Annotated in this window: 28 protein-coding genes and 1 tRNA gene; 19 read left to right on the forward strand and 10 right to left on the reverse strand. The window is 56.4% G+C overall.

Annotated features, from left to right (window positions below):
- Positions 1–6: 6 nt before the first annotated feature.
- Complete coding sequence (locus COL8621_RS00715) at positions 7–1,605, reverse strand: phosphoenolpyruvate carboxykinase (RefSeq protein WP_093965310.1); 1,599 nt, start codon at positions 1,603–1,605, stop codon at positions 7–9.
- A gap of 351 nt (positions 1,606–1,956) precedes the next feature.
- On the opposite strand from COL8621_RS00715, the gene COL8621_RS00720 reads away from it, so the two are divergent.
- The 7 genes from COL8621_RS00720 to COL8621_RS00750 are packed head-to-tail and all read left to right on the forward strand — an operon-like array spanning position 1,957 to position 7,356.
- Positions 1,957–2,658 carry a response regulator transcription factor gene (locus tag COL8621_RS00720; protein WP_093965313.1) on the forward strand — a complete coding sequence of 234 codons (702 nt, stop codon included), beginning with the start codon at positions 1,957–1,959 and terminating at the stop codon, positions 2,656–2,658.
- A 33-nt stretch (positions 2,659–2,691) separates the two neighbouring features.
- Positions 2,692–4,386: a sensor histidine kinase gene (locus COL8621_RS00725; RefSeq protein WP_370804539.1), complete on the forward strand. Its 1,695-nt coding sequence runs from the start codon at positions 2,692–2,694 to the stop codon at positions 4,384–4,386.
- Between the two features lie 24 nt (positions 4,387–4,410).
- Positions 4,411–4,839, forward strand: a complete 429-nt coding sequence (locus COL8621_RS00730; RefSeq protein WP_093965318.1) for an HPr kinase/phosphorylase — start codon at positions 4,411–4,413, stop codon at positions 4,837–4,839.
- Complete coding sequence (gene rapZ, locus COL8621_RS00735; protein WP_093965321.1) at positions 4,836–5,765, forward strand: RNase adapter RapZ; 930 nt, start codon at positions 4,836–4,838, stop codon at positions 5,763–5,765. Before COL8621_RS00730 ends, rapZ begins: the two co-directional genes overlap by 4 nt.
- The gene (locus COL8621_RS00740) at positions 5,762–6,154 is read left to right on the forward strand and encodes a PTS sugar transporter subunit IIA (protein WP_093965324.1); all 393 of its coding nucleotides are present in this window, start codon (positions 5,762–5,764) and stop codon (positions 6,152–6,154) included. Before rapZ ends, COL8621_RS00740 begins: the two co-directional genes overlap by 4 nt.
- Before the next feature lie 9 nt (positions 6,155–6,163).
- Positions 6,164–6,433: an HPr family phosphocarrier protein gene (locus COL8621_RS00745; RefSeq protein ID WP_093965327.1), complete on the forward strand. Its 270-nt coding sequence runs from the start codon at positions 6,164–6,166 to the stop codon at positions 6,431–6,433.
- 56 nt (positions 6,434–6,489) lie between these two features.
- Complete coding sequence (locus tag COL8621_RS00750) at positions 6,490–7,356, forward strand: lysophospholipid acyltransferase family protein (RefSeq protein WP_093966849.1); 867 nt, start codon at positions 6,490–6,492, stop codon at positions 7,354–7,356.
- On the opposite strand, the gene COL8621_RS00755 is transcribed toward COL8621_RS00750, so the two are convergent.
- The gene (locus tag COL8621_RS00755) at positions 7,353–8,228 is read right to left on the reverse strand and encodes a 3-hydroxybutyryl-CoA dehydrogenase (protein WP_093965330.1); all 876 of its coding nucleotides are present in this window, start codon (positions 8,226–8,228) and stop codon (positions 7,353–7,355) included. The genes COL8621_RS00750 and COL8621_RS00755 overlap by 4 nt on opposite strands.
- Positions 8,229–8,395: 167 nt before the next feature.
- Between COL8621_RS00755 and COL8621_RS00760 the strand changes: the two genes are divergently transcribed.
- Positions 8,396–9,220, forward strand: a complete 825-nt coding sequence (locus tag COL8621_RS00760; RefSeq protein ID WP_093965333.1) for a DUF6473 family protein — start codon at positions 8,396–8,398, stop codon at positions 9,218–9,220.
- 6 nt (positions 9,221–9,226) lie between these two features.
- On the opposite strand, the gene COL8621_RS00765 is transcribed toward COL8621_RS00760, so the two are convergent.
- From COL8621_RS00765 to COL8621_RS00795, 7 genes are all read right to left on the reverse strand, one after another.
- Positions 9,227–9,916, reverse strand: coding sequence for a DUF4336 domain-containing protein (locus COL8621_RS00765; protein ID WP_093966850.1), 690 nt, complete (start codon positions 9,914–9,916; stop codon positions 9,227–9,229).
- Positions 9,917–10,070: 154 nt separating this feature from the next.
- On the reverse strand, positions 10,071–10,997 hold the full coding sequence (locus tag COL8621_RS00770; RefSeq protein WP_093965336.1) for an electron transfer flavoprotein subunit alpha/FixB family protein: 927 nt from the start codon (positions 10,995–10,997) through the stop codon (positions 10,071–10,073).
- A complete protein-coding gene (locus COL8621_RS00775; RefSeq protein ID WP_093965338.1) occupies positions 10,997–11,755 on the reverse strand; it encodes an electron transfer flavoprotein subunit beta/FixA family protein in 759 nt (252 codons plus the stop codon). The genes COL8621_RS00770 and COL8621_RS00775 overlap by 1 nt, the downstream gene beginning before the upstream one ends.
- A 170-nt stretch (positions 11,756–11,925) precedes the next feature.
- On the reverse strand, positions 11,926–12,498 hold the full coding sequence (locus tag COL8621_RS00780; RefSeq protein WP_093965340.1) for a cob(I)yrinic acid a,c-diamide adenosyltransferase: 573 nt from the start codon (positions 12,496–12,498) through the stop codon (positions 11,926–11,928).
- Position 12,499: 1 nt separating this feature from the next.
- Positions 12,500–12,706 carry a twin transmembrane helix small protein gene (locus tag COL8621_RS00785; protein ID WP_093965343.1) on the reverse strand — a complete coding sequence of 69 codons (207 nt, stop codon included), beginning with the start codon at positions 12,704–12,706 and terminating at the stop codon, positions 12,500–12,502.
- Positions 12,707–12,778: 72 nt separating this feature from the next.
- Positions 12,779–13,609, reverse strand: coding sequence for an SDR family oxidoreductase (locus tag COL8621_RS00790; RefSeq protein WP_093965345.1), 831 nt, complete (start codon positions 13,607–13,609; stop codon positions 12,779–12,781).
- 64 nt (positions 13,610–13,673) lie between these two features.
- Positions 13,674–14,216 carry an SH3 domain-containing protein gene (locus COL8621_RS00795; RefSeq protein ID WP_093965347.1) on the reverse strand — a complete coding sequence of 181 codons (543 nt, stop codon included), beginning with the start codon at positions 14,214–14,216 and terminating at the stop codon, positions 13,674–13,676.
- Between the two features lie 139 nt (positions 14,217–14,355).
- Between COL8621_RS00795 and COL8621_RS00800 the strand changes: the two genes are divergently transcribed.
- From COL8621_RS00800 to COL8621_RS00815, 4 genes are all read left to right on the forward strand, one after another.
- Entirely contained in the window at positions 14,356–16,668 is a 2,313-nt protein-coding gene (locus tag COL8621_RS00800) for a DNA topoisomerase IV subunit A (RefSeq protein WP_093965349.1), read from the forward strand.
- Positions 16,669–16,704: 36 nt separating this feature from the next.
- Positions 16,705–17,334, forward strand: a complete 630-nt coding sequence (locus COL8621_RS00805) for a hypothetical protein (RefSeq protein WP_235823672.1) — start codon at positions 16,705–16,707, stop codon at positions 17,332–17,334.
- 89 nt (positions 17,335–17,423) lie between these two features.
- Positions 17,424–18,599, forward strand: a complete 1,176-nt coding sequence (gene tuf, locus COL8621_RS00810) for an elongation factor Tu (protein ID WP_093965351.1) — start codon at positions 17,424–17,426, stop codon at positions 18,597–18,599.
- Between the two features lie 148 nt (positions 18,600–18,747).
- Positions 18,748–19,380, forward strand: a complete 633-nt coding sequence (locus COL8621_RS00815; protein WP_093965353.1) for a LysE family translocator — start codon at positions 18,748–18,750, stop codon at positions 19,378–19,380.
- Positions 19,381–19,386: 6 nt separating this feature from the next.
- On the opposite strand, the gene COL8621_RS00820 is transcribed toward COL8621_RS00815, so the two are convergent.
- On the reverse strand, positions 19,387–20,229 hold the full coding sequence (locus COL8621_RS00820; RefSeq protein ID WP_093965355.1) for a hypothetical protein: 843 nt from the start codon (positions 20,227–20,229) through the stop codon (positions 19,387–19,389).
- 99 nt (positions 20,230–20,328) lie between these two features.
- On the opposite strand from COL8621_RS00820, the gene COL8621_RS00825 reads away from it, so the two are divergent.
- From COL8621_RS00825 to rplL, 7 genes are all read left to right on the forward strand, one after another.
- Positions 20,329–20,404, forward strand: a tRNA-Trp gene (locus COL8621_RS00825).
- Between the two features lie 450 nt (positions 20,405–20,854).
- Positions 20,855–21,052, forward strand: a complete 198-nt coding sequence (gene secE / locus COL8621_RS00835; protein WP_093965359.1) for a preprotein translocase subunit SecE — start codon at positions 20,855–20,857, stop codon at positions 21,050–21,052.
- 184 nt (positions 21,053–21,236) lie between these two features.
- Complete coding sequence (gene nusG, locus COL8621_RS00840) at positions 21,237–21,770, forward strand: transcription termination/antitermination protein NusG (protein ID WP_093965362.1); 534 nt, start codon at positions 21,237–21,239, stop codon at positions 21,768–21,770.
- A 103-nt stretch (positions 21,771–21,873) separates the two neighbouring features.
- Positions 21,874–22,302, forward strand: a complete 429-nt coding sequence (gene rplK, locus COL8621_RS00845; protein ID WP_093965364.1) for a 50S ribosomal protein L11 — start codon at positions 21,874–21,876, stop codon at positions 22,300–22,302.
- Between the two features lie 5 nt (positions 22,303–22,307).
- A complete protein-coding gene (gene rplA, locus COL8621_RS00850; RefSeq protein WP_093965367.1) occupies positions 22,308–23,006 on the forward strand; it encodes a 50S ribosomal protein L1 in 699 nt (232 codons plus the stop codon).
- A 467-nt stretch (positions 23,007–23,473) separates the two neighbouring features.
- Positions 23,474–23,992, forward strand: a complete 519-nt coding sequence (gene rplJ / locus COL8621_RS00855) for a 50S ribosomal protein L10 (protein WP_093966851.1) — start codon at positions 23,474–23,476, stop codon at positions 23,990–23,992.
- Positions 23,993–24,062: 70 nt separating this feature from the next.
- On the forward strand, positions 24,063–24,440 hold the full coding sequence (gene rplL / locus COL8621_RS00860; RefSeq protein WP_093965370.1) for a 50S ribosomal protein L7/L12: 378 nt from the start codon (positions 24,063–24,065) through the stop codon (positions 24,438–24,440).
- Positions 24,441–24,511 lie beyond the last annotated feature (71 nt).

The following is a 24,511-nucleotide window of genomic DNA, read 5'->3' on the forward strand; positions in this document are numbered from 1 at the left end:
TGTGCGTTAGCCGATAGCGGCGGCTTTCACGTCTTCGTCGATGAACGGCACGTATTGGGCAAAGTTTTCGGCGAACATGTTCACCAGCTTTTTCGCCTGCGCGTCGTATTCTTCGTTCACTGACCATGTGCGGCGGGGATCCAGCAGAACCTCGGCCACGCCATCAACGAACACTGGAACTTGGAAGCCAAAGTTCGGGTCTTTGCGGAACTCTGCGTTGTTCAGCGAACCGTCCAGCGCCGCAGTCAGCAACGCACGGGTGGAACGGATCGGCATACGCGAACCAACGCCATAGGCACCGCCGGTCCAACCGGTGTTTACCAACCAGCAGGTCGCGCCGTGCTTGGCGATCTTTTCACGCAGCAGGTTGCCGTAAACTTCGGGGCGGCGTGGCATGAATGGCGCGCCAAAACAGGTAGAGAACGTCGGCTCTGGTTCGGTCACACCTTTTTCGGTGCCTGCTACTTTGGACGTGAAGCCCGACAGGAAGTGGTACATCGCCTGTGCCGGCGTCAGTCGCGCGATTGGAGGCAGCACACCAAACGCATCACATGTCAGCATGATGATGTTCTTAGGGTGCCCACCAAGAGAGTCGCCCGACGCGTTCGAGATATATTCCAGCGGGTACGCACAACGCATGTTGGCGGTCAGGCTGTCGTCTTCGAAATCCAGTTCCTTCGTTTCCGGGTCGAAAACCATGTTTTCGATCACAGTCGCGAATTTCTGGGTTGTCGCGTAAATCTCGGGCTCGGCTTCTTCGGAAAGGTTGATTGTTTTGGCGTAACAACCCCCTTCGAAGTTGAACGTGCCACGGTCGGACCAACCATGTTCGTCGTCACCGATCAGAACGCGCGATGGGTCAGCCGAAAGCGTGGTTTTCCCGGTGCCGGACAGGCCAAAGAACACGGCCGTATCGACAGGGTTGTCGATCGCGTGGTTGGCAGAGCAGTGCATCGCCATGATGTCTTTGCCTGGCAGGATGTAGTTCAGCAGAGTGAAGACGGATTTCTTGTTTTCACCGGCGTATTCTGTGCCACCGATCAGGATGACCTTCTTGTCGAAGTTCAGCGCGATCACCGTGCCGGAACGGCAACCATGCTTTGCCGGGTCGGCGGTAAAGCTTGGGCAGTTGATGATGGTGAATTCTGGCGCGAATGTATCCAGCTCTTCGCGCGACGGGCGGCGCAGAAGGTGGCGGATGAACAGGCCGTGCCACGCCAGTTCGGTAACCATACGCACATCAAGGCGATGTTCGGGGTCGGCACCACCGTAAAGATCCTGAACGAAATATTCGCCGCCCTTCATGTGATCCAGCATGTCGGCGTGAAGTTGGTCGAACGCTTCTGGCGTCATTGGGGCGTTGTTTTCCCACCAGATGCTGTCTTCGACAGAAGGGGTGCGCACAACAAACTTGTCTTTGGGGGAACGGCCGGTGTGTTCGCCGGTAGACACAAGGAATGTACCGCCATTGCCCAGAGTTCCTTCATCACGCTTCAGCGCGGCTTCCACCAGCGCCGGTTCCATGAGGTTATAATAGACCTGGCCCAGCCCCGTGATACCTTGATCTTCCAGGCGCTGTTTGGGGTTTACCCGTCCAGTTGTCATATGTCTGCTCCCGACACCGATCCGCGTTTGGCGGACCGTTTAATCTTGCCACAGCAGCGGGTCATGGCTGCCGACCCTCCCCGGTCAGGGCGGGTGGCACCTCTTAACATGTCGTTTCTGTTAGGGAATAGGTCACCTTTGATAGGTTAGCGCAAAACCAACGAACCGTTAGCGCAACCGGTCCGGGCAAGTGATGTAATTTCGCCGCGCAGAGCCATTTTCAGGGGCAATACTAGGCGGCATTCGTGCCTGATTCGCCGAATAAAGTTGATTCCACTTGGGTTAGTCGGAAAAATCTGTCAAAAATCATGCGTTAAGCAGAGTATTGGCACAGCAGAAGGTAGCGACTCCATGTCACGGATTGCGCTCGTTGATGATGACAGGAATATCCTGACTTCGGTTTCTATGACTTTGGAAGCCGAAGGCTTTGAGGTTGAGACCTATAATGACGGCCAGTCGGCCTTGGACGCTTTTAACAAGCGTCTGCCAGATATGGCGGTTCTCGATATAAAAATGCCTCGGATGGATGGCATGGATTTGCTGCAGCGTTTGCGGCAGAAGACATCGATGCCGGTTATCTTTCTTACGTCAAAAGACGATGAGATTGACGAGGTTCTTGGCCTGCGTATGGGGGCCGACGACTATGTGAAAAAGCCGTTTTCACAGCGTTTGCTGGTTGAACGCATTCGCGCGCTGCTGCGCCGCCAAGAGGCACTGGATGCCGACGAAGGCGCGCCGCCCGAAGACGCAAAAGTCATGGAGCGCGGAGAGCTGACGATGGATCCGCTGCGCCATTCCGTTTCTTGGAAAGGTCGCGATGTTTCGTTGACCGTGACAGAATTTCTGCTGCTTCAGGCGCTGGCTCAGCGTCCGGGTTTTGTTAAAAGCCGCGATCAGTTGATGGATGTTGCTTACGACGATCAGGTCTATGTGGATGACCGTACGATCGACAGCCACATCAAGCGCCTTCGCAAGAAGATGCGCCAGTCCGATCCGGAATTCTCTGCGATCGAAACGCTTTATGGCATCGGGTATCGTTACAACGAAGAATGATGCTTCTGCGGCGTTTGCGAAAGGGACCAATTGTTGCGTGATACACGATCATCTAGTGACGGCCTTGTCGTATTGGGCGAAGACTGGGTAATTCCAGACGACGCCGATACGGAGATTCACGAACGCCGCCGCAAGCGTAATTTCGTATCGCTTAACCGTTCGCCTTTGGCGCGGAAAATTATCACGTTTAACCTGTTGGGCCTGATTATTCTGGTCGCTGGCGTTCTGTATTTGAACCCCGGCCGCGATAACCTTGTGAAACAGAGAGAGTTCGCATTTCTGACTCAGGCAGAGCTGATCGCAGATGTGTTTGAAGCGCAGCTGCCAGACTTCGGCCCTGTCAGTTACACCGCCAGCGATGGCGTGGACGCCGGTGGAACCCTGTCAGAGCTTGACCTTGCGCCGGGCGTAGAAGTGTTTTTGTTCGACACCTCGGGCGCGCTGGTTGTGTCCACCGATGGGTTCGAACAGCGCATCGATGTCAGTATCAGCACCCAAGGCAAATCGACGATCATCACTGATTTTCTGAACTCGATCTGGGAAGGCGCATCGGGTGTCTTCTCTCGCGGAGAGGAAGAATACAGCGAAGTCACATCCATTGATCACGCACGCGGGCTGGCAAGGCTGGCGCGCAATGGCACGACGGTTGCACAAACCGGCAGCGATAGCGCAGGCAATACCATCTTTTCAGTTGCCAGCCCGGTCGTTCGCACCGGCGAGGTGATGGGCGTTGTTGCGGTAACCTCGGCTGCGGGTGAAATCGACTGGCTCGTCCGGTCCGAGCGGGAACAGGTTTTGCAGATGTTCGTGGTCGCAATCTTGGTGTCGATCGGCCTGTCGCTGGTTCTGGCCAGCACGATTGCGAACCCAATTTCTGATTTGGCCGCTGCCGCCGAAATCGGCGGAGAGCATGGCGCGCGGAAATTCAGCCCGGCCCGTGTGCGTATCCCCGACCTTTCTGGCCGCCCCGATGAAATTGGCCGCCTGTCTGCCGCGATGCGTGGCATGGTTGCCGCGCTTTATGATCGCATCGATGCGAACGAACAGTTTGCCGCTGACGTTGCCCACGAAATCAAGAACCCGCTTGCGTCTTTGCGGTCTGCAGTTGGGACGTTGCATGTGGCCAAGCGGGACGATCAGCGCACGAAACTTCTGGATGTCATCGAACATGACGTGCGCCGGCTTGACCGTCTGGTCAGTGACATTTCAAACGCTTCGCGTCTGGATAGTGAGCTGGTCAAAGAAGAAGAAGAACGTTTCAACCTTCTTAAGCTGCTCGATAATTTGTCCGAATATCTTGGGCAACAGGCCAGCGAAAAAGGCGTTGATTTCATCTCGGACCTGCCTTCCGGTGATATCGAAATTCAGGGTCTAGAGCCGCGCTTGGCGCAGGTTTTCGTGAACCTTATCACCAATGCGATTTCGTTTTGCGAAGATGGCGATGCGGTTCGTATCTGGGCGCGTCGCCGATCCAACCGTGTTCTTGTCGTGATCGAAGATACCGGCCCAGGCATTCCCGAACAGGCGCTGAACAAGGTCTTCAACCGCTTTTATTCAGAGCGTCCCGTCGGCCAGTTTGGCGACCACTCGGGCCTGGGGCTCGCGATTTCGAAACAGATCGTCGAAGCACATGGCGGTGTTATCTGGGCTGAAAACATTCGCCCGACGGATGCCGATCTTATGTCTGACCCGCTTGGTGCGCGATTTGTTGTCGGCCTTCCGCTCTAATCCCATCAATGGCGGGGTTCTGAATTGACCCCACCCGAACCCCTTCTTGTTCATGCAAGCACAGTTGCCTTAGAGGGCCGCGCTGTTTTGATCATGGGCGCATCGGGGGCTGGAAAGTCGTCGCTTGCGTTAAAGCTGATGTCCCTTGGTGCAACGCTTGTTTCGGACGACCAGACGTGGCTGAACCTCAGGAACGGCAGTTTGATCGCCTCGGCTCCGGAAACGATCAAGGGATTGATCGAAGCACGCGGCGTGGGTTTGCTGCGCGCCGATACGGTTGAAAGCGCCGCGGTGGCCTTGGCCATCGACATGGATCAACCCGAAACAGAGCGTTTGCCCATACGTCGTGAAATCGCCCTGCTTGGCCTTTCAGTCAACTTGCTTCACAAAGTAGAACATGACCATTTCCCCGCAGCCATTCTGCAATACCTAAGAGCAGGGAGAGACGCATGAGCGACACTGACACCACGCAACGGCCTGATGTACCCGGTTACCGACTGGTGCTGGTGACTGGCCCTTCGGGTGCCGGACGCTCAACCGCGCTGAATGCGTTGGAGGATCTGGGCTATGAGGTGATTGATAACCTTCCTCTGTCGCTGATCCCACGCCTTCTGAGCGGGCCGATGGCCGGCCCGCCCTTGGCTCTGGGGGTGGACACCCGAAACCGGGATTTCAGCGCGGCAGCATTGGCGGACTTGATCGCCCAGCTAAAGCGCGAGCCGAACGTTCAGGCTGAAACGCTTTTTCTGGACTGTTCTGCAGATGTGCTGGTGCGCCGCTTTTCAGAAACCCGTCGCCGTCATCCAATGGCCCCGGCCGAAAGCCCCGCCCAAGGCATCGCCCGCGAGATGGACTTGCTGGCACCAATCCGAAACCTTGCTGACGTTCTGATTGATACGTCCGAACTGACCCTGCACGATCTAAGGGCGGAACTTGCCGGGTGGTTCGGGCAGCAGGACGGCGCGCGGTTGGCGGTTTCCATCCATTCGTTTTCCTACAAACGAGGCATCCCACGGGGGGCGGATATGGTTTTTGACTGTCGGTTCCTGCGCAACCCCTATTGGGAACCCGCATTGCGCAGCCTGAATGGTCAATCAGCCGAGGTTGCCGCCTATGTCGCCGCCGATGACCGCTTTCAGGCGTTCTTTGACAAGGTCTATGAACTGACGGATTTGTTGCTTCCTGCCTATCTGGAAGAGGGGAAATCGCACCTTTCCATCGCTTTTGGCTGCACAGGCGGACAGCACCGTTCCGTCACAGTGGCAGAAAAACTGACTGATGCGCTTGCGGACGCCGGGTGGCGGGTGTCTAAAAGACATCGTGAACTAGAACGGCAGGCCCAAGCGGCCACGGCATCCAATACGGAGAAGACCGCGTGATCGGCATCGTGATCGTTGCGCATGGAGGACTGGCCAAGGAATACTTGGCTGCCATTGAGCATGTCGTGGGCAAACAGGATGGCATCATCGCCATTTCCATCGAACCCGACCATGATCGCGCCGCCAAAAAGGCCGAGATCAACGCCGCCGCGGATAAGGTGGATGACGGTTCTGGCGTCGTCGTTGTTACGGATATGTTTGGCGGGTCACCATCGAACCTTTCCTTGAACGCTTGTAACAAGGCTGATCGGAAAATCCTCTATGGCGCCAATCTTCCGATGCTGATCAAATTGGCTAAATCGCGCCACTTGAACGTTGATGATGCGGTATCCTGTTCGCTGACGGCTGGACGCAAGTACATCAACAGCTTTGACGGTAACACAGAATAAAGGGTCAGTATGGCAACGCGACAGCTAAGTATAATAAACGAAAAAGGGCTGCATGCCCGCGCGTCTGCAAAATTCGTTGAAACGGTTGAAGAATTCGATGCTAATGCCGAAGTTCGCCGTGATGGGCTCAGCACATCCGGGGATTCCATTATGGGGCTTTTGATGTTGGCAGCTTCTAAGGGAACCTCTATTGAGGTCGAAACCAGTGGCACGGACGAAGAACCACTGATGGAGGCCCTTGCAGCGCTCGTTGCTGACAAATTCGGCGAAGAGTTCTGAGACTGAAAAAGCAAGGAGAACCACGCCCCTTGGTTGAAAGCTATCAGCATAAGACGATGTCAGTTGATGCAACTGATTCTGACGGCCCGTCGCTGGCTGAACAGCCCTATGAAAAGGGCCGCCTGTCTTATGCGAACACTTTTACCAACCCGTGGAAGGCAAACACGATCCGGGTGATGGAATGGACAACGGGCAAGATTCGCCTGTTGCGTCTGATCCGTCGGTTCGAGGCAATGGGCGCCCCACACGGTCAGGCGTTTTGGCAACAAGCGCTTGGCGTAATGGGCATCTCGCTTGAAACGCCCTCCGATCAAATTTCCAACATTCCGGCCGAGGGGCCAGTTGTGATTGTGGCCAACCACCCACATGGTTTGGTTGATGGCATGGTTCTGGCGGAATTGGTTGGCCGGGTGCGGACTGACTACAAAATCCTGACGCGTTCTTTGCTGACAGGCGTTCAGGAAATTGATGAATTCATGATCCCGGTGCCGTTCCTGCACGAAGAGGACGCGCTTAAGAAAAATCTGGAAATGCGTAAGCGGGCGATGGATCACCTGAATGCGGATGGCGTTGTCATCCTGTTTCCATCAGGTGTTGTCGCATGTTCCGAAACGATGTTCGGCCCCGCGATCGAGGCCGAGTGGAACCCGTTCACCGCCAAGATGATCCAGCGTTCAGGTGCCAAGGTCGTGCCGATTTACTTTCCCGGGCAAAACTCGCGCTATTACCAAATCGCGAACCGTCTATCCGCGACCCTGCGCCAAGGTCTGCTGTTGTACGAAGTTGTTCATTCGTTGAACCGGCCACAGGCACCTGTCGTAGGCGAACCGATTGACCGCCCAGAAATCGAAGGCTGGGCAGGCAATCCGCGTGGTTTCGTCAACTGGCTGCGTGAGCGGACCCTTGCGCTGAAGGGCGGTTAACGGGTCGGCACGGGCGCGTCACCGCGATAGTCGTAGAACCCGCGCTTGGATTTACGGCCAAGCCAGCCAGCCTCAACATATTTGGTCAGCAGCGGGCAGGGGCGATATTTCGTATCGGCCAAGCCGTCATGCAACACGTTCATGATCGCAAGGCACGTATCCAGCCCGATAAAATCTGCCAGTTCCAGCGGACCCATCGGATGGTTCGCGCCCAGTTTCATCGATTCGTCGATTGATTTGACGGACCCCACGCCTTCGTACAGCGTATAGACGGCCTCGTTTATCATCGGCATCAGAATGCGGTTAACGATGAAGCCGGGAAAATCTTCGGCGCTGGCGGCGGTTTTTCCAAGCGACTCTACGACCTTCAGGCAGGCGTTATAGGTTGGCTCATCCGTCGCGATACCGCGGATCAGTTCCACCAATTGCATCACTGGAACCGGGTTCATGAAGTGAAAGCCCATGAAACGTTCAGGGCGATCAGTGCGCGATGCAAGCCGCGTGATCGAGATGGACGAGGTGTTCGACGTCAGGATCGTTTCGGGTTTTAGGTGTGGTAGCAGATCTTCGAAGATCGCGGCCTTGACGGTTTCACGTTCGGTCGCGGCTTCGATGATCAGGTCCGTCGGGCCAAGGTCGGGAAGGGCGGTTGTTGTTTTAATCCGGCCAAGCGCAATCGCGCGCTCATCTTCCGAAATCTTTTCACGCGACACTTGGCGCTCAAGGTTCTTGTCGATCAGAGAGAGCGCCTTGTTCAGGCTTTCCTCTGAAATGTCATTCAGTAAAACATCGTAACCGGCCAAGGCCATGACATGGGCAATCCCGTTGCCCATCTGCCCCGCGCCGACAACTCCCACCGTTTTGATATCCATCGGATGCCCCTTAAGCCTGACGGGCCGACCATATGCCCCGGATTGCTGCGGGTGCAAGCCAGAACGACCTGATCAATTCACCTCAAATGCCAAGCTTAGCCATTTGGAAAGGTTCGCAAGGGAATCTGAACATGGGTGAGTTGATATCAAAAAAGGTGGGTGGAAGAATGTATGAACATCCCGGCACAAGTGCCATTAACTATTTTCCGTGCCGATACGGCAAATCAAAGCTGCTGTTTCGGGGCCCGAAACGCATGACGGTCGCGCCTTTCTGCGCTGTGTTAGGCGGCACCGAAACGTACGGCAAATTCATCGAACGGCCGTTCCCGCAGCTGTTGGAAGAACAGTCCGGAATCAGGGCGGTGAACCTAGGCTGCGTGAACGCGGGCGTAGATGTCTTTGTGAATGACCACACGATCATGGAGCTGTGTGGCAACGCGGGCGTGACGGTCGTTCAGGCGCTTGGCGCGCAGAATATGTCGAACAGGTTGTACGCGGTGCACCCGCGCCGAAACGATCGTTTTTTGCGGGCCTCGCCAACAATGAAAACCTTGTACAGAGAGGTGGATTTCACCGAATTCAATTTTACGCGGCACATGTTGACGACGCTAAAGCGGTTGGCGCCCGACAAGTTCGGGGTCGTCGAAGCGGAGCTGAAATCAGCGTGGGTCGCGCGGATGCGTTTGCTGGCCGAGCGATTGCAGGGAAAGACCGTGCTTTTGTTGCTGTCCAACCTAACTAGCGGAGTTCGCGGCCAAGATGATCTTGGGCCAGAGCCTTTGTGGATAGATGAAGATATGGTGGCGGAATTGGACGGGTGTTTCACCGAAGTTGTGCATGTTCGGGCAAGCGATGCGTCCCTGCAGCAGGGCACCATGGGAAAGGTCTTTTCGCCGTTGGATGAACCCGCAGCTGCAGAAGTACCCGGCCCCGCGGTCCATCAAGAAATCGCGCAGGCGTTGGTACCCGTGGTGACGCGCTTGATGGGCTAAGGGGCGTTACAGCAGCCAGCCAAACGCGCGCCGAAGGAATGCAGGGCAATCTTGTGCCACCGGGGTGCCGTGGGCCATCAGAACCTTCTGAGCGGGCCACGCAAGAATCCGACCTGCGGCCTGACGCGCCGTGTTTCGGTCGGTAAATGCCAGCCGGAATTTGCGCGGCACCGATGGTTCGGCGCCGGTCATAAGGTCCAGTTTCGCGATAACAGCCCGCCAGCCGGAAAACCAGTTGGCGGGAAGCTGTTGCAGCAGGTCGGCGAACAGCACAGTTCCGCTTTTTGTGTGAAAGAAAACGACTTCGGTCGTGATGCGGTTGCCTTGCATGACGACCTGATCGATCTGTCCGGCCCAATCAGGGTCAGCGGTATCCCCAAGGTCAGCATCGAAGGAAATATCGGCGCGCTTCTTGCGCAACCCCGGCGCGGCGTGAACCGCGGCGGCGGGATAGGCCTGCGCCCATTCGGGCAGAAACAAGTGATGCAGCGAATTGGGTGCAACGATGTGCCGGACGGGGCCAAGGGCGCCTATTTGGGCGGCAAGCTGATCTGTCAGGTGCACCGGGGACCATACAAACAGGCCGCCATCTGAAAGACGTATCACGGCCATTCTGGTGGGGTAATGAAATCCGGCGAATGCGTCGACATCCGGGCCGTCGACTATCCAGAGTTCGTCGCCAAAAAGCTTTAACATGACGGATCCAATATCGCTGATCTGACGGGTAATTGCCCGCTGGGCCAAGCGTATGTGGAAGAAATCGTACCGGCAAGACACGTGACAGGTGGCCAAGAAAAAGGCCCGCCGATTGGGCGGGCCTTCCAAAATTTGGACTGTATCCGATACCGGATTACAGTTTTTCGATCAGCTCTGGCACTGCGTCGAACAGGTCGGCGACCAAGCCGTAATCAGCAACCTGGAAGATTGGTGCCTCTTCGTCTTTGTTGATCGCGACGATGATCTTGGAGTCTTTCATACCTGCAAGGTGCTGAATCGCGCCCGAGATGCCGACAGCGACATAAAGATCGGGTGCAACAACTTTACCGGTCTGACCAACCTGCCAGTCGTTCGGGGCATAGCCCGAGTCAACGGCAGCACGCGATGCGCCAACGGCCGCGCCCAGCTTGTCAGCCAGCTTTTCGATCAGCGCGAAGTCGTCTTCGGAACCAACGCCACGGCCACCGGATACAACGATGCCAGCGGATGTCAGTTCTGGGCGGTCGCTTTCGGCAACCTTGTCTTCAACCCATTCAGACAGGCCGGGGTTGCCCGCAGCGCCGATGGTTTCAACAGCGGCAGAACCGCCTTCACCAGCTGCGTCAAACGTGGAGGTGCGAACCGTCAGAACCTTTTTCGCGTCAGAGGTTTTCACCGTCTGGATCGCGTTACCAGCATAGATCGGGCGTTCGAACGTTGCGCCGTCAACCACGCCCGAAACGTCGGACAGGATCATGGAATCAAGCAGCGCAGCGACGCGTGGCATGATGTTTTTCGCGGATGCGGTGGCGGGGGCTACGAAGTGTTCGTAATCGCCAGCGACCGATGCGATCAGATCAGCGATTGGTTCAGCCAGACCGTTGCCATAGGCAGCGTCGTCTGCGCACAGAACTTTGGAAACACCGTCCAGCTTGGCAGCAGCTTCTGCCGCGCCGCCGCAGGATGCGCTTGCGCACAGAACGGTAACTTCGCCCAGTGCCTTCGCAGCGGTCAGTGCTTTTGCAGTTGCGTCAACGGCCAGTTCGCCGCCGGATACTTCAGCAAGAAGAAGAACAGCCATTATACAGCCCCCGCTTCCTTAAGTTTCGCCACAAGCTCGTCAACCGAGCCAACGATTTCACCGGCCTGACGGGCCTCTGGCTCTGTGGTTTTGACAACCTCAAGCCGTGGTGTGACATCCACGCCGTAGTCGGCAGGTGTCTTTTCATCCAGCGGCTTTTTCTTCGCCTTCATGATGTTCGGCAACGAAGCATAGCGCGGTTCGTTCAGGCGAAGGTCAACAGTGACGATGGCAGGCATCTTCACTTTGATGGTCTGAAGACCACCGTCAACTTCGCGGGTCACGATCGCGCTGTCGCCTTCGACCTTAACTTCGGACGCGAATGTGGCCTGGCTCCAACCCAGAAGGGCGGAAAGCATCTGACCGGTCGCATTCATGTCGTTATCGATGGCTTGCTTACCGGCCAGAACAAGGCCTGGCTGCTCTTCGTCGACGATCCCTTTCAGGATTTTCGCAACGGCCAGCGGTTCGATGTCGGTGTGAACGTCGTCAGCGGCAACCACCAGAATGGCGCGGTCAGCGCCCATGGCAAGTGCGGTGCGCAGGGTTTCTTGCGCTTGCTTGACCCCGATCGAAACGGCCACGATTTCCGTTACGACGCCGGCTTCTTTCAGGCGAATAGCCTCTTCCACCGCGATTTCATCAAAGGGGTTCATCGACATCTTCACGTTGGCAAGATCGACACCGCTTCCGTCCGCCTTAACACGAACCTTCACGTTATAGTCGATCACGCGCTTAACAGGCACAAGAACCTTCATTTGCGTGTCTCTCCTTGGGTATTAATCAAGCGTTGGATGTTTGTTAGCGAGTCCCGGCGCAGGAAAACAGGTCAAAATCGACGCGTAGCATTCTTTCGACGCCGCGTTCTTTTCTTTTCGGATGTTTCGCGGGGCAGTTCTAACGCTAACGTCTAAGGGAATGCTTTCGGTTAACGATTTGCGCCCGGAACCCACAACACATCATCCTTGCCGTTGTTGTTGGCCACACGGCCAGCGGCAAAGAACCAATCCGACAGGCGGTTCAGATATTTCACAGCAGCGGGGTTGATGGTTTCGGCGGTGGCCAGCTCGACCGTCAGGCGTTCGGCGCGGCGCGATACCGTGCGGCAAAGGTGCAACTGTGCCGCCAAGGCAGACCCGCCGGGCAAGATGAAGCTGCGCAGAGGTTCAAGCGCGTCGGTCATCGCGTCGATTTCGGTTTCAAGCCGTTCGACTTGGGCGGAGGTGACGCGCAGGGGCGGATATTCGGCATCTGCGTCTTTTTCCATGTCGGGGCGGCACAGGTCGGCACCCAGATCGAAAAGGTCGTTCTGGATGGCGGCAAGCCGGGCGTCCATTTCCCCGTCGGCGTGAAGGCGGGCCAGACCCACCGTCGCGTTGGTTTCATCAACGGTGCCATAGGCGTTGACCCGGGCGGAGTGTTTGGCAACACGCGCGCCGTTGCCCAATGCGGTTTCGCCTGCGTCGCCGGTTTTGGTGTAGATTTTGTTGATGACAACCATATCAGCCACCCATCCTGCGGAGGAATACGAATGCCAAAATCAGCGCCACTGCCACGGCTTGCGCGATCAGGCGATAACGCATCACGCGGTTGGCGTGCTTTTTGTTGAAATCGCCACCCTTGGCAAAGCCACCGATGCCCAGCAACAAAATGCCTGCTACGGCAAGGCACGCCACGGCGACGAGGATGAAAAGCGGATCGTTGAACATACCGGTTTCCTTTATCTGCTGTGTGGGACATAGCGGCCCGTTTGATAAAAGCGAACCGGTATTTCGTCGCGCCTATGCCTTGGCCAGTACCCAATCCAACAGGCGTGTCGGCAGGATACGCCGCAGGATGTTCATCGCATAGGTCGGCGTCGTCACGAAATAACGCGCGTGGGGGCGGCGGCTTTCCAGTGCGTGAACCAGCTTTTTCGTGACCGCGCTGGCGGGAAGTTCGAACGTGTCCTTGCCGCCGTCTTCATACAAGCGTTTCAACAGCGTGGCTTTGTATTGCTCGGCCCGCGGCGAGTTTTTCCAGTCGATCCATTTGCTGAAATGCGGGATGGAGTTAACCCGGATGTTTGACGTCACCGGGCCGGGTTCGATCAGGATCACCTCTATTGGAGTGTCGCGCATTTCAAGACGAAGGGTATCTGTCAGCCCCTCCATCGCGAATTTGGTCGAATTATACGCCCCGCGCCATTTCAGCGCGACCAGCCCTAACACGGAAGAGCAGTTGATGATGCGCCCATGCCCTTGTGCCCGCATGATCGGAATCACCCGGCGGGTAAGGTCATGATAGCCGAACAGGTTCGTTTCAAAGATTTCCCGCAAGGCCTCGCGCGGCAGATCTTCGATCGCGCCGGGGCAGGCATAGGCACCATTGTTGAAAATGGCGTCCAACGTGCCGCCAGTGCGCGACAAAGCCTCGGCCACGGCCGATTCGATGCTGGCTTCGTCGGCATAGTTTAGAACAAAGCTTTCAAGGCCTTCTTTGCGAAGGCGGGCGCAGTCGCGCTCTTTCCGGCAGGTGGCGAACACGCGCCATCCGCGCGCCTTTAGGCCATGCGCAGCGTCATAGCCGATACCGGATGAACAGCCGGTAATTAGGATAGATTTTTCAGCCAAATGCCTGCCCCAAGCCTATTTGTTTGGTCGCAGGCTAGGGTATCGCGGCCTTTGCTTCAATCGCTCAGGATGCGGGGGCGGTGAAACGTTCAGCCATAAAGCCGTGCAAGCCGGTTTCTAGGTCCTTCAGTTCGACCCAGCCGTTTGCCGGGCGGCCAACAACCTCTGCCTTGGTGCCGCGTGTCAGTTGGCCAACAACCGATTCATTCGTCGATGGGCCAGCGCGCAGGTTCACTCGGCTGCCAGTGATTGCAACAATCTGGCCGTCGGACGCCGGGGCAGTGGCCTTAGCTGTTGGCGCTGTCTTGGAGGTGTAACCCTGAGGCGCGTCGCGGCTGACAACCTCAACAAGTCCGGTTGTCGGCGCTGTGCCAAAGCTGACTTTGGAAATCGACGCGTCGGTCGTCGTTGCGGCGTCGGCCGATTCTTTTGCGATCACCGCGGAAGCGTCAGCTAAAAGAACCGGCTCTGCCTTAATCGACACCACATCGTGGGGTGCTTCGGGTGTAGGGACGAAGCTAGCCGCCTGCATGGATGTTGCAGGCTTGTCGGTTAAACTCATTACTGCGAACAGGCTGGCGCACAGCCAGAAACTCATACGAAACATGTCACTTCCCCAAGTGGTGCGATTATCAACAAATTAACGTTTAAAGATCGCCGACGGTTCCCGATAAGGGAAAAAGAAAGCCTCGTTCCCCGCTCTTGTCTGCTTGCCGGGGCAATCTGGCGCGGCTATCACCAGATCTATGAGCGATATGACCGACGAGCCTATTGATAGGCCAACCGACCCTTCCGAACCTTTGCGCCGCGCCATTGGTGAACGCTATCTGACTTATGCGCTGTCCACGATCATGGACCGCGCCCTGCCAGATGCGCGCGATGGTCTGAAGCCGGTTCACCGGCGAATCCTTTACGCGATGAGCCGCCTGCGGCTTGCGTCGGGCGGTGGGTTTCTGAAATCGGCCAAGATCAGCGGCGACACGATGGGTGATTTCCACCCGCATGGCGATGCCGCGATCTATGACGCGATGGCGCGACTGGCGCAGGATTTCAACGTGCGCTTCCCGCTGGTCGATGGTCAGGGGAATTTCGGTAACATCGATGGCGATAACCCCGCCGCCAGCCGATACACAGAAGCACGGATGACCGCTGCTGCCGAGGCGTTGCTGGAAGGGATGGCGGAAAACGCTGTCGATTTCCGCGACAACTATGATGGTCGTTTGACCGAGCCGGTGGTTCTGCCTGCATCGTTCCCTAACCTTCTGGCCAACGGTTCCACCGGTATCGCGGTGGGCATGGCGACCAATATCGCACCCCACAACATCGAAGAGCTGATCAATGCCTGTCTGCATCTGATCAAATCCCCGAACGCGCGGGATGAGACGCTGATCGACTATGTTCCGGGCCCCGACTTTCCGACGGGCGGCGTGATCGTCGAGCCGAAAGAGAATATCATCGAAGCCTATCGCACCGGGCGCGGGTCCTTCCGCCTGCGCGCGAAATGGGAAGTCGAAGATCTGGGCCGTGGTCAGTGGCAGGTTGTCGTGACCGAAATTCCCTATCAGGTGCCAAAGTCCCGCCTGATCGAAAAGATCGCAGAGCTGATCCAGCTTAAGAAAATCCCGATCCTTGCCGATATCCGTGACGAATCCGCCGAAGACATCCGCATGGTGTTCGAACCGCGGACCAAGAATGTGGACCCCGAGGTGCTGATGGGTACCCTGTTCCGCCAATCGGACCTAGAGGTTCGGTTCAGCCTGAACATGAACGTGCTGATCGACGGTCGCACGCCGAAGGTTTGCAGCCTGAAAGAAGTGCTGCGTGCGTTCCTTGATCACCGCCGCGAGGTTCTGATCCGACGGTCGCAATACCGGATGGAAAAGATCGACCACCGGCTCGAGGTGTTGGAAGGTTTCATCATTGCCTTCCTCAACCTTGACCGGGTGATTGATATCATCCGCTATGACGAAGACCCCAAGGCCGCGTTGATGCGCGAAGACTGGTCGCTGGAACGTGGCCGTGCCGCGGACGAGGCCAGTTATGTCTCTCCGCTTGACCTAGGCGATGGCGAAGGTGAACTGACCGAGGTTCAGGCCGAAGCGATCCTGAACATGCGCCTGCGCAGCTTGCGCAAGCTGGAAGAGATGGAGCTGCTGCGCGAGCGTGATGCGCTGATGGAAGAACGCGCATCGTTGGAAGACCTGCTGGAAAACGAAGACGTCCAGTGGACAAACATTTCTGACCAGCTTCGCGAAACCCGCACCAAGTTCGGCAAAAAGACGATCGAAGGCGCGCGCCGGACCCAGTTCGCAGAAGCGACCGAGGTTGAAGAGGTGCCGCTGGAAGCCATGATCGAGCGGGAGCCGATCACCGTGGTCTGTTCCAAAATGGGCTGGATTCGCGCGATGAAGGGCCACGTGGCGCTGGATTCGGCGTTGAAGTTCAAAGATGGCGATGAAGGCCGCTTTGTCTTCCATGCAGAGACCACCGACCGGCTGTTGATGTTCGGGACCAACGGGCGTTTCTATACGCTGTCCGCGTCGCAGCTTCCTGGTGGGCGTGGCATGGGTGAACCTGTGCGCCTGATGGTCGATCTGCCAAACGAATCCGACATCGTTGATCTGTTCATTCTTAAGCCGGGCGTGAAATTCCTTGTGGCCTCGTCCGCGGGCGACGGGTTTATCGTTCCGTCTGACGATGTCGTTGCGCAAACGCGGACCGGTAAACAGGTTCTGAACGTGCGCGGCGATGTGCTGGCCAAGGTTTGCAGAACCGTTGTGGGCGATAGCGTGGCGTGCGTGGGCGAGAACCGTAAGGTTCTGGTGTTCGCAGTCGATGAGCTACCCGAAATGGTGCGCGGCAAGGGCGTGCGTTTGCAGAAATACAAAGATGGCGGGCTAAGCGATGCCACCACCTTTGCTCTGGAAGAGGGGCTTTCGTGGAAAGACCCTGCCGGACGCACCCGCACGGAAACCGAGCTGGCCGAATGGACCGGAAAGCGCGCAAGCGCCGGGCGGATGGCTCCGCGTGGGTTTCCACGGGATAACCGTTTCAACTAAGGTCTGAAAAGTACTGTCCGAGGGATTGGGGAAGACATGAAGCCGTTTTTGAAGCTTGCTCGTTTGGTGGTCTGCATCGCCGGCATCGCGATTGTTGCGGGCTGTACGACCAGCCAAGACATCCCCGAAACGCCCGAACCGTTGGGTGACTTCGCGCTTGGGTTCAATATCGTCGTTGCCAAGAACGCCCAGCTTATTCCGCCGTCCCGCAAAGCGGAACCGGAAGAATGGGAAGCTTCGATCAAGTCGGCCATTGATCAGCGGTTCGGCCGCTATGAGGGCGACAAGCTGTATCACCTCGGCGTGTCGGTCGACGGATTCGCGCTTGCCGTTCCGGGGATCCCGGTCGTTCTGTCACCCAAATCGGCGCTGGTCGTGACGGTAAACATTTGGGACGACGCGGCGCAGGCCAAGTTGAACGAAAAGCCCAAACAGTTGACGGTGCTGGAAAGCCTGTCGGGCGATACCGTGCTTGGTTCTGGGCTGACACAATCGCGCGAAAAGCAGATGAAAAATCTGTCTTTCAACACCGCGCGTCTGATCGAACGCTGGTTGGTTGAAAACCGGGCAGAGTGGTTTGGAGAGCTTGAGGCACCCGAAACCAGCGATGCCGAGGCTGCTTTGGAAGGCACATCCGTTGCCCAGCTTCCTGAAACAAGCAACTGACGCTTGATTTTTCTCCCAACTGCCAATAATTAGCGCGCGTTGTTGAATCGGGCCTTTCCCGGCCCCCTAATCCATGAGGCGCCAGAGGAATGGCTAAGGAAAAGTTTGAGCGTACCAAACCGCACGTCAACATTGGCACGATTGGCCACGTTGACCACGGCAAGACGACGCTGACCGCAGCGATCACCAAGTACTACGGTGATTTCAAAGCCTACGATCAGATCGACGGCGCACCCGAAGAAAAAGCACGTGGTATCACGATCTCTACCGCTCACGTTGAGTATGAGACTGAAACCCGTCACTACGCGCACGTCGACTGCCCGGGCCACGCTGACTATGTTAAGAACATGATCACGGGTGCTGCGCAGATGGACGGCGCGATCCTGGTTGTTAACGCTGCTGACGGCCCTATGCCGCAAACGCGTGAGCACATCCTGTTGGGCCGCCAGGTTGGCATCCCATACATGGTTGTCTACATGAACAAAGTTGATCAGGTTGACGACGAAGAGCTTCTTGAGCTGGTTGAGATGGAAATCCGCGAGCTTCTGACTTCTTACGACTACCCTGGCGACGACATTCCAGTGATCCCTGGTTCGGCTCTGGCCGCTCTGGAAGGTCGCGATCCTGAGATCGGCGAAGAGTCGATCAAAAAGCTGATGGAAGCTGTCGACACATACATCCCGACCCCAGCACGTGCAGTTGACCTGCCGTTCCTGATGCCGATCGAGGACGTCTTCTCGATCTCTGGTCGTGGTACTGTTGTTACGGGCCGTGTTGAGCGTGGCGTGATCAATGTTGGCGACGAGATCGAAATCGTTGGCATCAAAGACACTTCGAAAACGACCTGTACGGGCGTTGAAATGTTCCGCAAGCTGCTGGACCGTGGTGAAGCTGGCGACAACATCGGTGCGCTTCTGCGTGGTGTTGACCGTGAAGGCGTTGAGCGTGGTCAGGTTCTGTGTAAGCCGGGTTCGGTTACACCGCACACCAAGTTCGAAGCTGAGGCTTATATCCTGACGAAAGACGAAGGTGGCCGTCACACGCCTTTCTTCGCGAACTATCGTCCTCAGTTCTACTTCCGCACGACGGACGTGACCGGCATGGTTACGCTTCCTGAAGGCACCGAGATGGTGATGCCAGGCGACAACCTGAAGTTCGAAGTCGAACTGATCGCCCCAATCGCTATGGAAGATGGCCTGCGTTTCGCTATCCGTGAAGGCGGTCGTACCGTCGGCGCAGGCGTCGTATCCAAAATCCTCGACTAATTCTTAGTCGCATGACTTTCGAAAGGCCGTCCTTCGGGGCGGCCTTTTTTGTTGTCTGATGCTTGGCGCGGTTGGCAAAGATGGCGCTTTACGATTTTGGTTTCCTGTGGCTGGCTGTTTCGGAACTGGTTTGTGAAAGGGCACCCGCATGGAATTCGAACTCTGGCTTGCATTTGTCGCGGCATCGATGGCGCTTTTGCTGATCCCCGGACCAACGGTTTTGCTGGTGCTAAGCTATGCAATAAGCCAAGGGCGGCGTGTGGCCCTTGCGACCGTTGCGGGGGTGGCGCTTGGTGACTTGATTGCCATGACGGCTTCGCTGGCCGGGTTGGGCGCGGTTGTCCTTGCGTCGGCGACGCTGTTCACGGCGTTGAAATGGGTCGGCGCGGTCTATCTGATCTATCTTGGCATAAAGCTGTTTCGCAGCGCGCCTAACGCCTCGCTTGGGGAACTGGCGCAGGTTGCAGAAACGACGCCCGCCAACGTGTTTGGCCATGCGGCGGCCGTAACGGCGCTGAACCCCAAGTCCATCGTGTTTTTCATTGCCTTCGTTCCGCAGTTTATCAGCGCGAAGGCCCCGCTGTTGCCGCAGTTTTCGGTGCTTGTTGCGACATTCGTGGGATTGGCGGCGATCAACGCGCTTGCCTATGCGATCTTGGCAGACCGGCTGCGCCATCGCATCGCGCGCCCTTCCGTCTTGGCGATGTTTTCGCGGCTGGGGGGCAGTGCGCTGATCGCGATGGGAGTGGCGACGGCGGCGTTCAAGCGATCTTCGGCATAGCGGCGTCTATGGCCGTTGGAACCGCCAAGCGGTGCGTTCCTTTGGGTTGGCGCGGATTGCTTTGATCATTTCGTCAAACTGTTGCGCCTCGACGAAAGCGCTTAGCGTGTGTTTTGCTTTCTCAAGCAGGGATATCAACGCATCGTCGCTAAGCCCACCGACTTGCGCGCCCTTTAGCGCCTTAAGGGTCGGGACCTTCGTGCAGCCGTAAACGATGGTACTGTCGCGGCAGAACGCCAGCGGGGTGAAATACTCCGATAACAGTTCCATCTGCGCGGCGATCCAAGGTTGGCTCCAGTGCATCAGGTCTTGTTGAACCAGCAGGGACTGGCCCGCGATCAGGTGCGGGAAGAAGATTTCGGCCATGTTATCGGCGGAACTTGCGGTTTTGGAGGCATCCATCACCAGCAGTTCGATGGGTTCGTTCCATACCGCATGTTCGATTTCGCCGGGATGGAGGGTAATGCGGTCGGCCCAACGCCCCAATAGCGCGGTGGCCAAGGGCAGCGTGTCATGGCCTTTGAAAACTTCGATGCCCGCCGGGTAAAGCAGCTTTTTCTTGGTCTGCTCGTCCGAAGTGAAGCGGTCGAAGGCGTGAATTTTCGAAGCTAATCCCGCTGCCGCATGCCCCGCCGCCAAGCGCGCCGTGGAGCCGCCGACAAAGCAACCCAGATCGACGATCGCGCCCGAGCCTTCCGCCCAAAGCGACGTTAGCCAGAAGTAGAGTTGCTGTTCTTCTTCGCGCAACATGGTCGGGACGTGGTTAGCGTCGGCCAAGGCGCGTGGCAGCAAAAGCCGCCAAGGTGATTTATCGAAAACGCTGTAAGAGCGGGGTACTGAACTGAACATTTTGATTTTGTAACATCGGCACTTTTGCAAAACCAGACGAAAGGCTGAAATGTGCTCTTGATTTCAGGCGCGCTGTGCCGTAGTTCGCAACGTGGTCCTAGGGGTGTAGCTCAGTTGGTAGAGCATCGGTCTCCAAAACCGAGGGTCGTGGGTTCGAGTCCCTCCGCCCCTGCCAGACCGTTTTTTTAGCAAGTCCATTTTTTTAGGGCTGATGCTTATTATAGAGACGGCCTTTTTGTCGTCACATCTTGGTAAGACACTCAGCCTATACGAATAAAATTTTAGATTAAGGCACGAGGAACCATGATTCGTCGGATTCTGTTGTTTCCCATACTAGCGTATTTCGCTTTGGCGGTTTTTGTCGCCAGTGTTGTTGTCCTTCTCGTCACAAGCATCTTCGTTTCAATTCGGTTTGTACTGGAGCTTTTCAGGCCCCAGAGAGACCCTGAAAGCCGTCAAGCTGCCGCTTATCGTGGCACGTTCCCAGAACAACCGGTTTTTCGTAAATTGAAGCGCGGGCAGAGCTATCTGTTTAAGGGGCAATCGCGCTAGCGTGAACTGTCCCTTGTAAACGCGGGTTAGAAAGCGTATCTCCCAGCCGTTGTCAGGAAGATCGAGACGTTACATGGCGAAAGCTAACCCACTTCAGTTCGTTCAGCAGACTAGGTCTGAAATCTCTAAGGTTGAGTGGCCGACTCGGCGTGAGGTGATGTTGACGACCGTGATGGTTGTTGCGTTGTCAGCCGTAATGGCGATCTTGTTCTCGATCGTGGATTTGTTGATCCGCACGGGGCTGGCCACAGTGCTGGGCTTTTTCGGCTAAGCTTTTTCAGCGACAAGCTCTTGAAAATTTGGGGCTAGGCCGGTAATGCGGGCAGACCTTCAATAACCGGCGTGCATCGATTCGGGTTGCGCGCTGTTTTTTGTTTAGGTCGCTAGCGGGATGACCGCTTGATTTTATTGAATGTTTCGGCCGCAGTGCCGAAAGACGCGAGGTAACTGGCAAGATGGCGAAGCGGTGGTATTCGGTGAGCGTGCTCTCGAACTTTGAAAAGAAGATCGCTGAGCAGATCAAGACGGCCGTTGCTGAGAAGGGTCTTGAAGATCAGATCGAAGAAGTGCTGGTGCCCACCGAAGAGGTGATCGAAGTGCGCCGGGGCAAGAAGGTGACGGCAGAGCGGCGTTTCATGCCCGGCTATGTGCTGGTGCGCATGGAGATGAGCGATCAGGGCTATCACCTTATCAACTCGATCAACCGCGTGACTGGTTTCTTGGGCCCGCAAGGCCGCCCGATGCCGATGCGCGACGACGAAGTGAACGCGATCCTCAACCGTGTTGAGGAAGGCGAGGCTGCGCCACGCTCGTTGATCATCTTCGAGATCGGCGAACAAGTTAATGTAACCGACGGGCCGTTCGAAGGCTTCGCTGGTATGGTCGAAGAAGTTGATGACGAAAATCAGCGTCTGAAAGTGACCGTTTCGATCTTTGGCCGGGCAACCCCGGTTGAACTGGAATTCACGCAGGTTTCGAAAGAAGTCTGAGTGCTGCACGTGGGAGGTGACCGGGCGCGCCCGTAATCCGAACCACTAAACCGAAGCGCCGCCCTCGCGTGGGAACGGCGTGGTGATATGAAGGAGAGGCCAAATGGCCAAGAAGCTCGCAGGCACGATGAAACTGCAAGTGCCAGCAGGTCAAGCAAACCCGTCCCCCCCCGTGGGTCCGGCGCTTGGTCAGCGTGGTATTAACATCATGGAATTCTGTAAGGCGTTTAACGCTAAGACACAGGATCTGGAGCCCGGTGCGCCGTGCCCAACCGTGATCACCTACTACCAAGACAAATCGTTCACGATGGACATCAAGACACCTCCGGCGTCTTATTTCCTTCGGAAGGCTGCAAAGGTTAAGTCCGGCGCAAACAATCCCGGTCGTGATGTTGTTGGTTCTGTATCTGCTGCTCAGGTGAAAGAAATCGCCGAAGCCAAGATGAAAGACCTGAACGCAAACGATATCGAAGCCGCGATGCAGATCATCCTTGGTTCTGCCCGTTCGATGGGTATCGAGGTTAAAGGATAATCGTCATGGCAAAACTCGGTAAACGTACACGCGCTGCGCGTGAAGCATTCGCTGGCAAAGAAGACGTAACAGTTGAAGAAGCTGTTGCTCTGGTTAAAGGCAATGCAAAGTCCAAGTTCGACGAGACCGTTGAAATTGCGCTGAACCTTGGTGTTGACCCACGCCACGCTGACCAAATGGTTCGCGGTGTTGTGTCCCTGCCAAACGGCACAGGCAAAACCGTTCGTGTTGCTGTATTCGCACGTGGCCCTAAGGCTGACGAAGCCAAGGCGGCTGGCGCGGATATCGTTGGCGCGGAAGACCTGATGGAAATCATTCAGGGCGGCAAGATCGAATTCGATCGTTGCATCGCTACGCCTGACATGATGCCGATCGTTGGTCGTTTGGGTAAAGTGCTTGGTCCACGTAACCTGATGCCAAACCCAAAAGTTGGCACCGTTACTATGGATGTCACTGCGGCTGTTGAAGCTGCCAAGGGTGGCGAAGTGCAGTTCAAGGCTGAAAAAGCCGGTGTTGTACACGCTGGCGTTGGCAAAGCATCGTTCGATGAGGCCAAACTGGTCGAAAACGTTCGTGCTTTTGTTGAAGCTGTAAGCAAGGCCAAGCCTGCTGGTGCCAAGGGCGCCTATATGAAGAAGGTTTCCCTTAGCTCTACTATGGGCCCAGGTGTTTCGATCGACGTTTCGAACGCAACTGGCAACTAATCAGTTACGAAGGGCGCCACAAAGTTGGCGCCCTTTTTCTTACTTTCAGGGGGTGTATTCCCCCTTGGCTTCGCCCCTGCCAGAAAGGCTTAACAGCCGGGTAGGGTTGGGCGTTTTAAGCCACTGCAAAACGGCGCATTGCGGCCATTTTCGATCATTTCCCCACAGTCTGAATCCGGCGTCGCAAAAAAGTTTTTCGTTTGGGCTTGGAAAACCTTCGTTTTCTGAATAGGACACGAGTTCGCACATAAGCGCGCGATTCGTCGTGCGCTTATGTGTTTTTCGTCCAAGACGGTGGGTGGATCCAGCTGGATCCTTAATTTCCTGCCTGAGACGGGAGACGACCAGAATGACCGAGGGTTTCCTCGGGCGGTTTTGGCTCAGACCCGTTAGCGGACCTGAACGCTGGCCTTTGGTCAGCAAATACGAGCCGGAAGGTGAGAGCCTTCCTGAATTGGAGTGAAACTGTGGATAGAGCCCAGAAAGAGAAATTGGTCGAAGAGCTCGGCCAAATCTTCGAAAGCTCTGGCGTAGTCGTGGTCGCACGCTATGCAGGAATCACGGTTGCTGAGATGCAAGACCTGCGCGCTCAAATGAGCGAAGCTGGTGGGTCTGTACGTGTCGCCAAGAACAAGCTCGCCAAGATCGCCCTAGACGGAAAGCCTTGCGCAAGCATTGCCGACCTTCTTTCGGGCATGACCGTTCTGACCTACTCGGAAGATCCTGTGGCAGCTGCCAAGATCGCCGAGAAGTACTCCAAGGAAAACGACAAGTTCGAAATCCTTGGTGGTGCAATGGGTGAGACCGCTCTGGACCCTGCTGGTGTTAAAGCCGTGGCCGCCATGCCGTCCCGCGAGGAGCTTATTGCCTCCATCGTTGGCTGTATCGGTGCCCCTGCTTCGAACATCGCTGGTGCCATTGGCGCGCCTGCTTCTAACGTCGCGAGCATCCTCTCGACTATCGAGGAGCGTGCGGAAGCCGCTTAAGCAACACGGAGCCTGTGTGGGGTTGAACTTCCCTACGTTGGAACACATCTGAAAGAACGGAAACAGTATAATGGCTGATCTGAAGAAACTTGCCGAAGAGATCGTTGGTCTGACGCTTCTCGAAGCACAAGAACTGAAAACCATCCTGAAAGACGAGTATGGCATCGAGCCAGCTGCCGGTGGCGCTGTAATGATGGCTGGTCCTGCTGGTGGCGACGCTGCTGCTGCTGAAGAGCAGACAGAATTCGACGTGATCCTGAAAGCCGCTGGCGCTCAGAAAATCAACGTCATCAAAGAAGTCCGCGGCATCACTGGCCTGGGCCTCAAAGAAGCTAAAGAGCTGGTCGAAGCTGGCGGCAAAGCCGTTAAAGAAGGCTGCGACAAAGCAGAAGCTGAAGACATCAAAGCCAAGCTGGAAGCAGCTGGCGCAGAAGTCGAGCTTAAGTAATCGGCTGCGGCCTTGGCCGCGACCATTTGAAAAGGCTGGGTCCGAGTTTTCGGGCCCAGCCGAACCTGTCT

This window comes from Actibacterium lipolyticum, assembly GCF_900184935.1.
Taxonomy (GTDB): domain Bacteria; phylum Pseudomonadota; class Alphaproteobacteria; order Rhodobacterales; family Rhodobacteraceae; genus Actibacterium_A; species Actibacterium_A lipolyticum.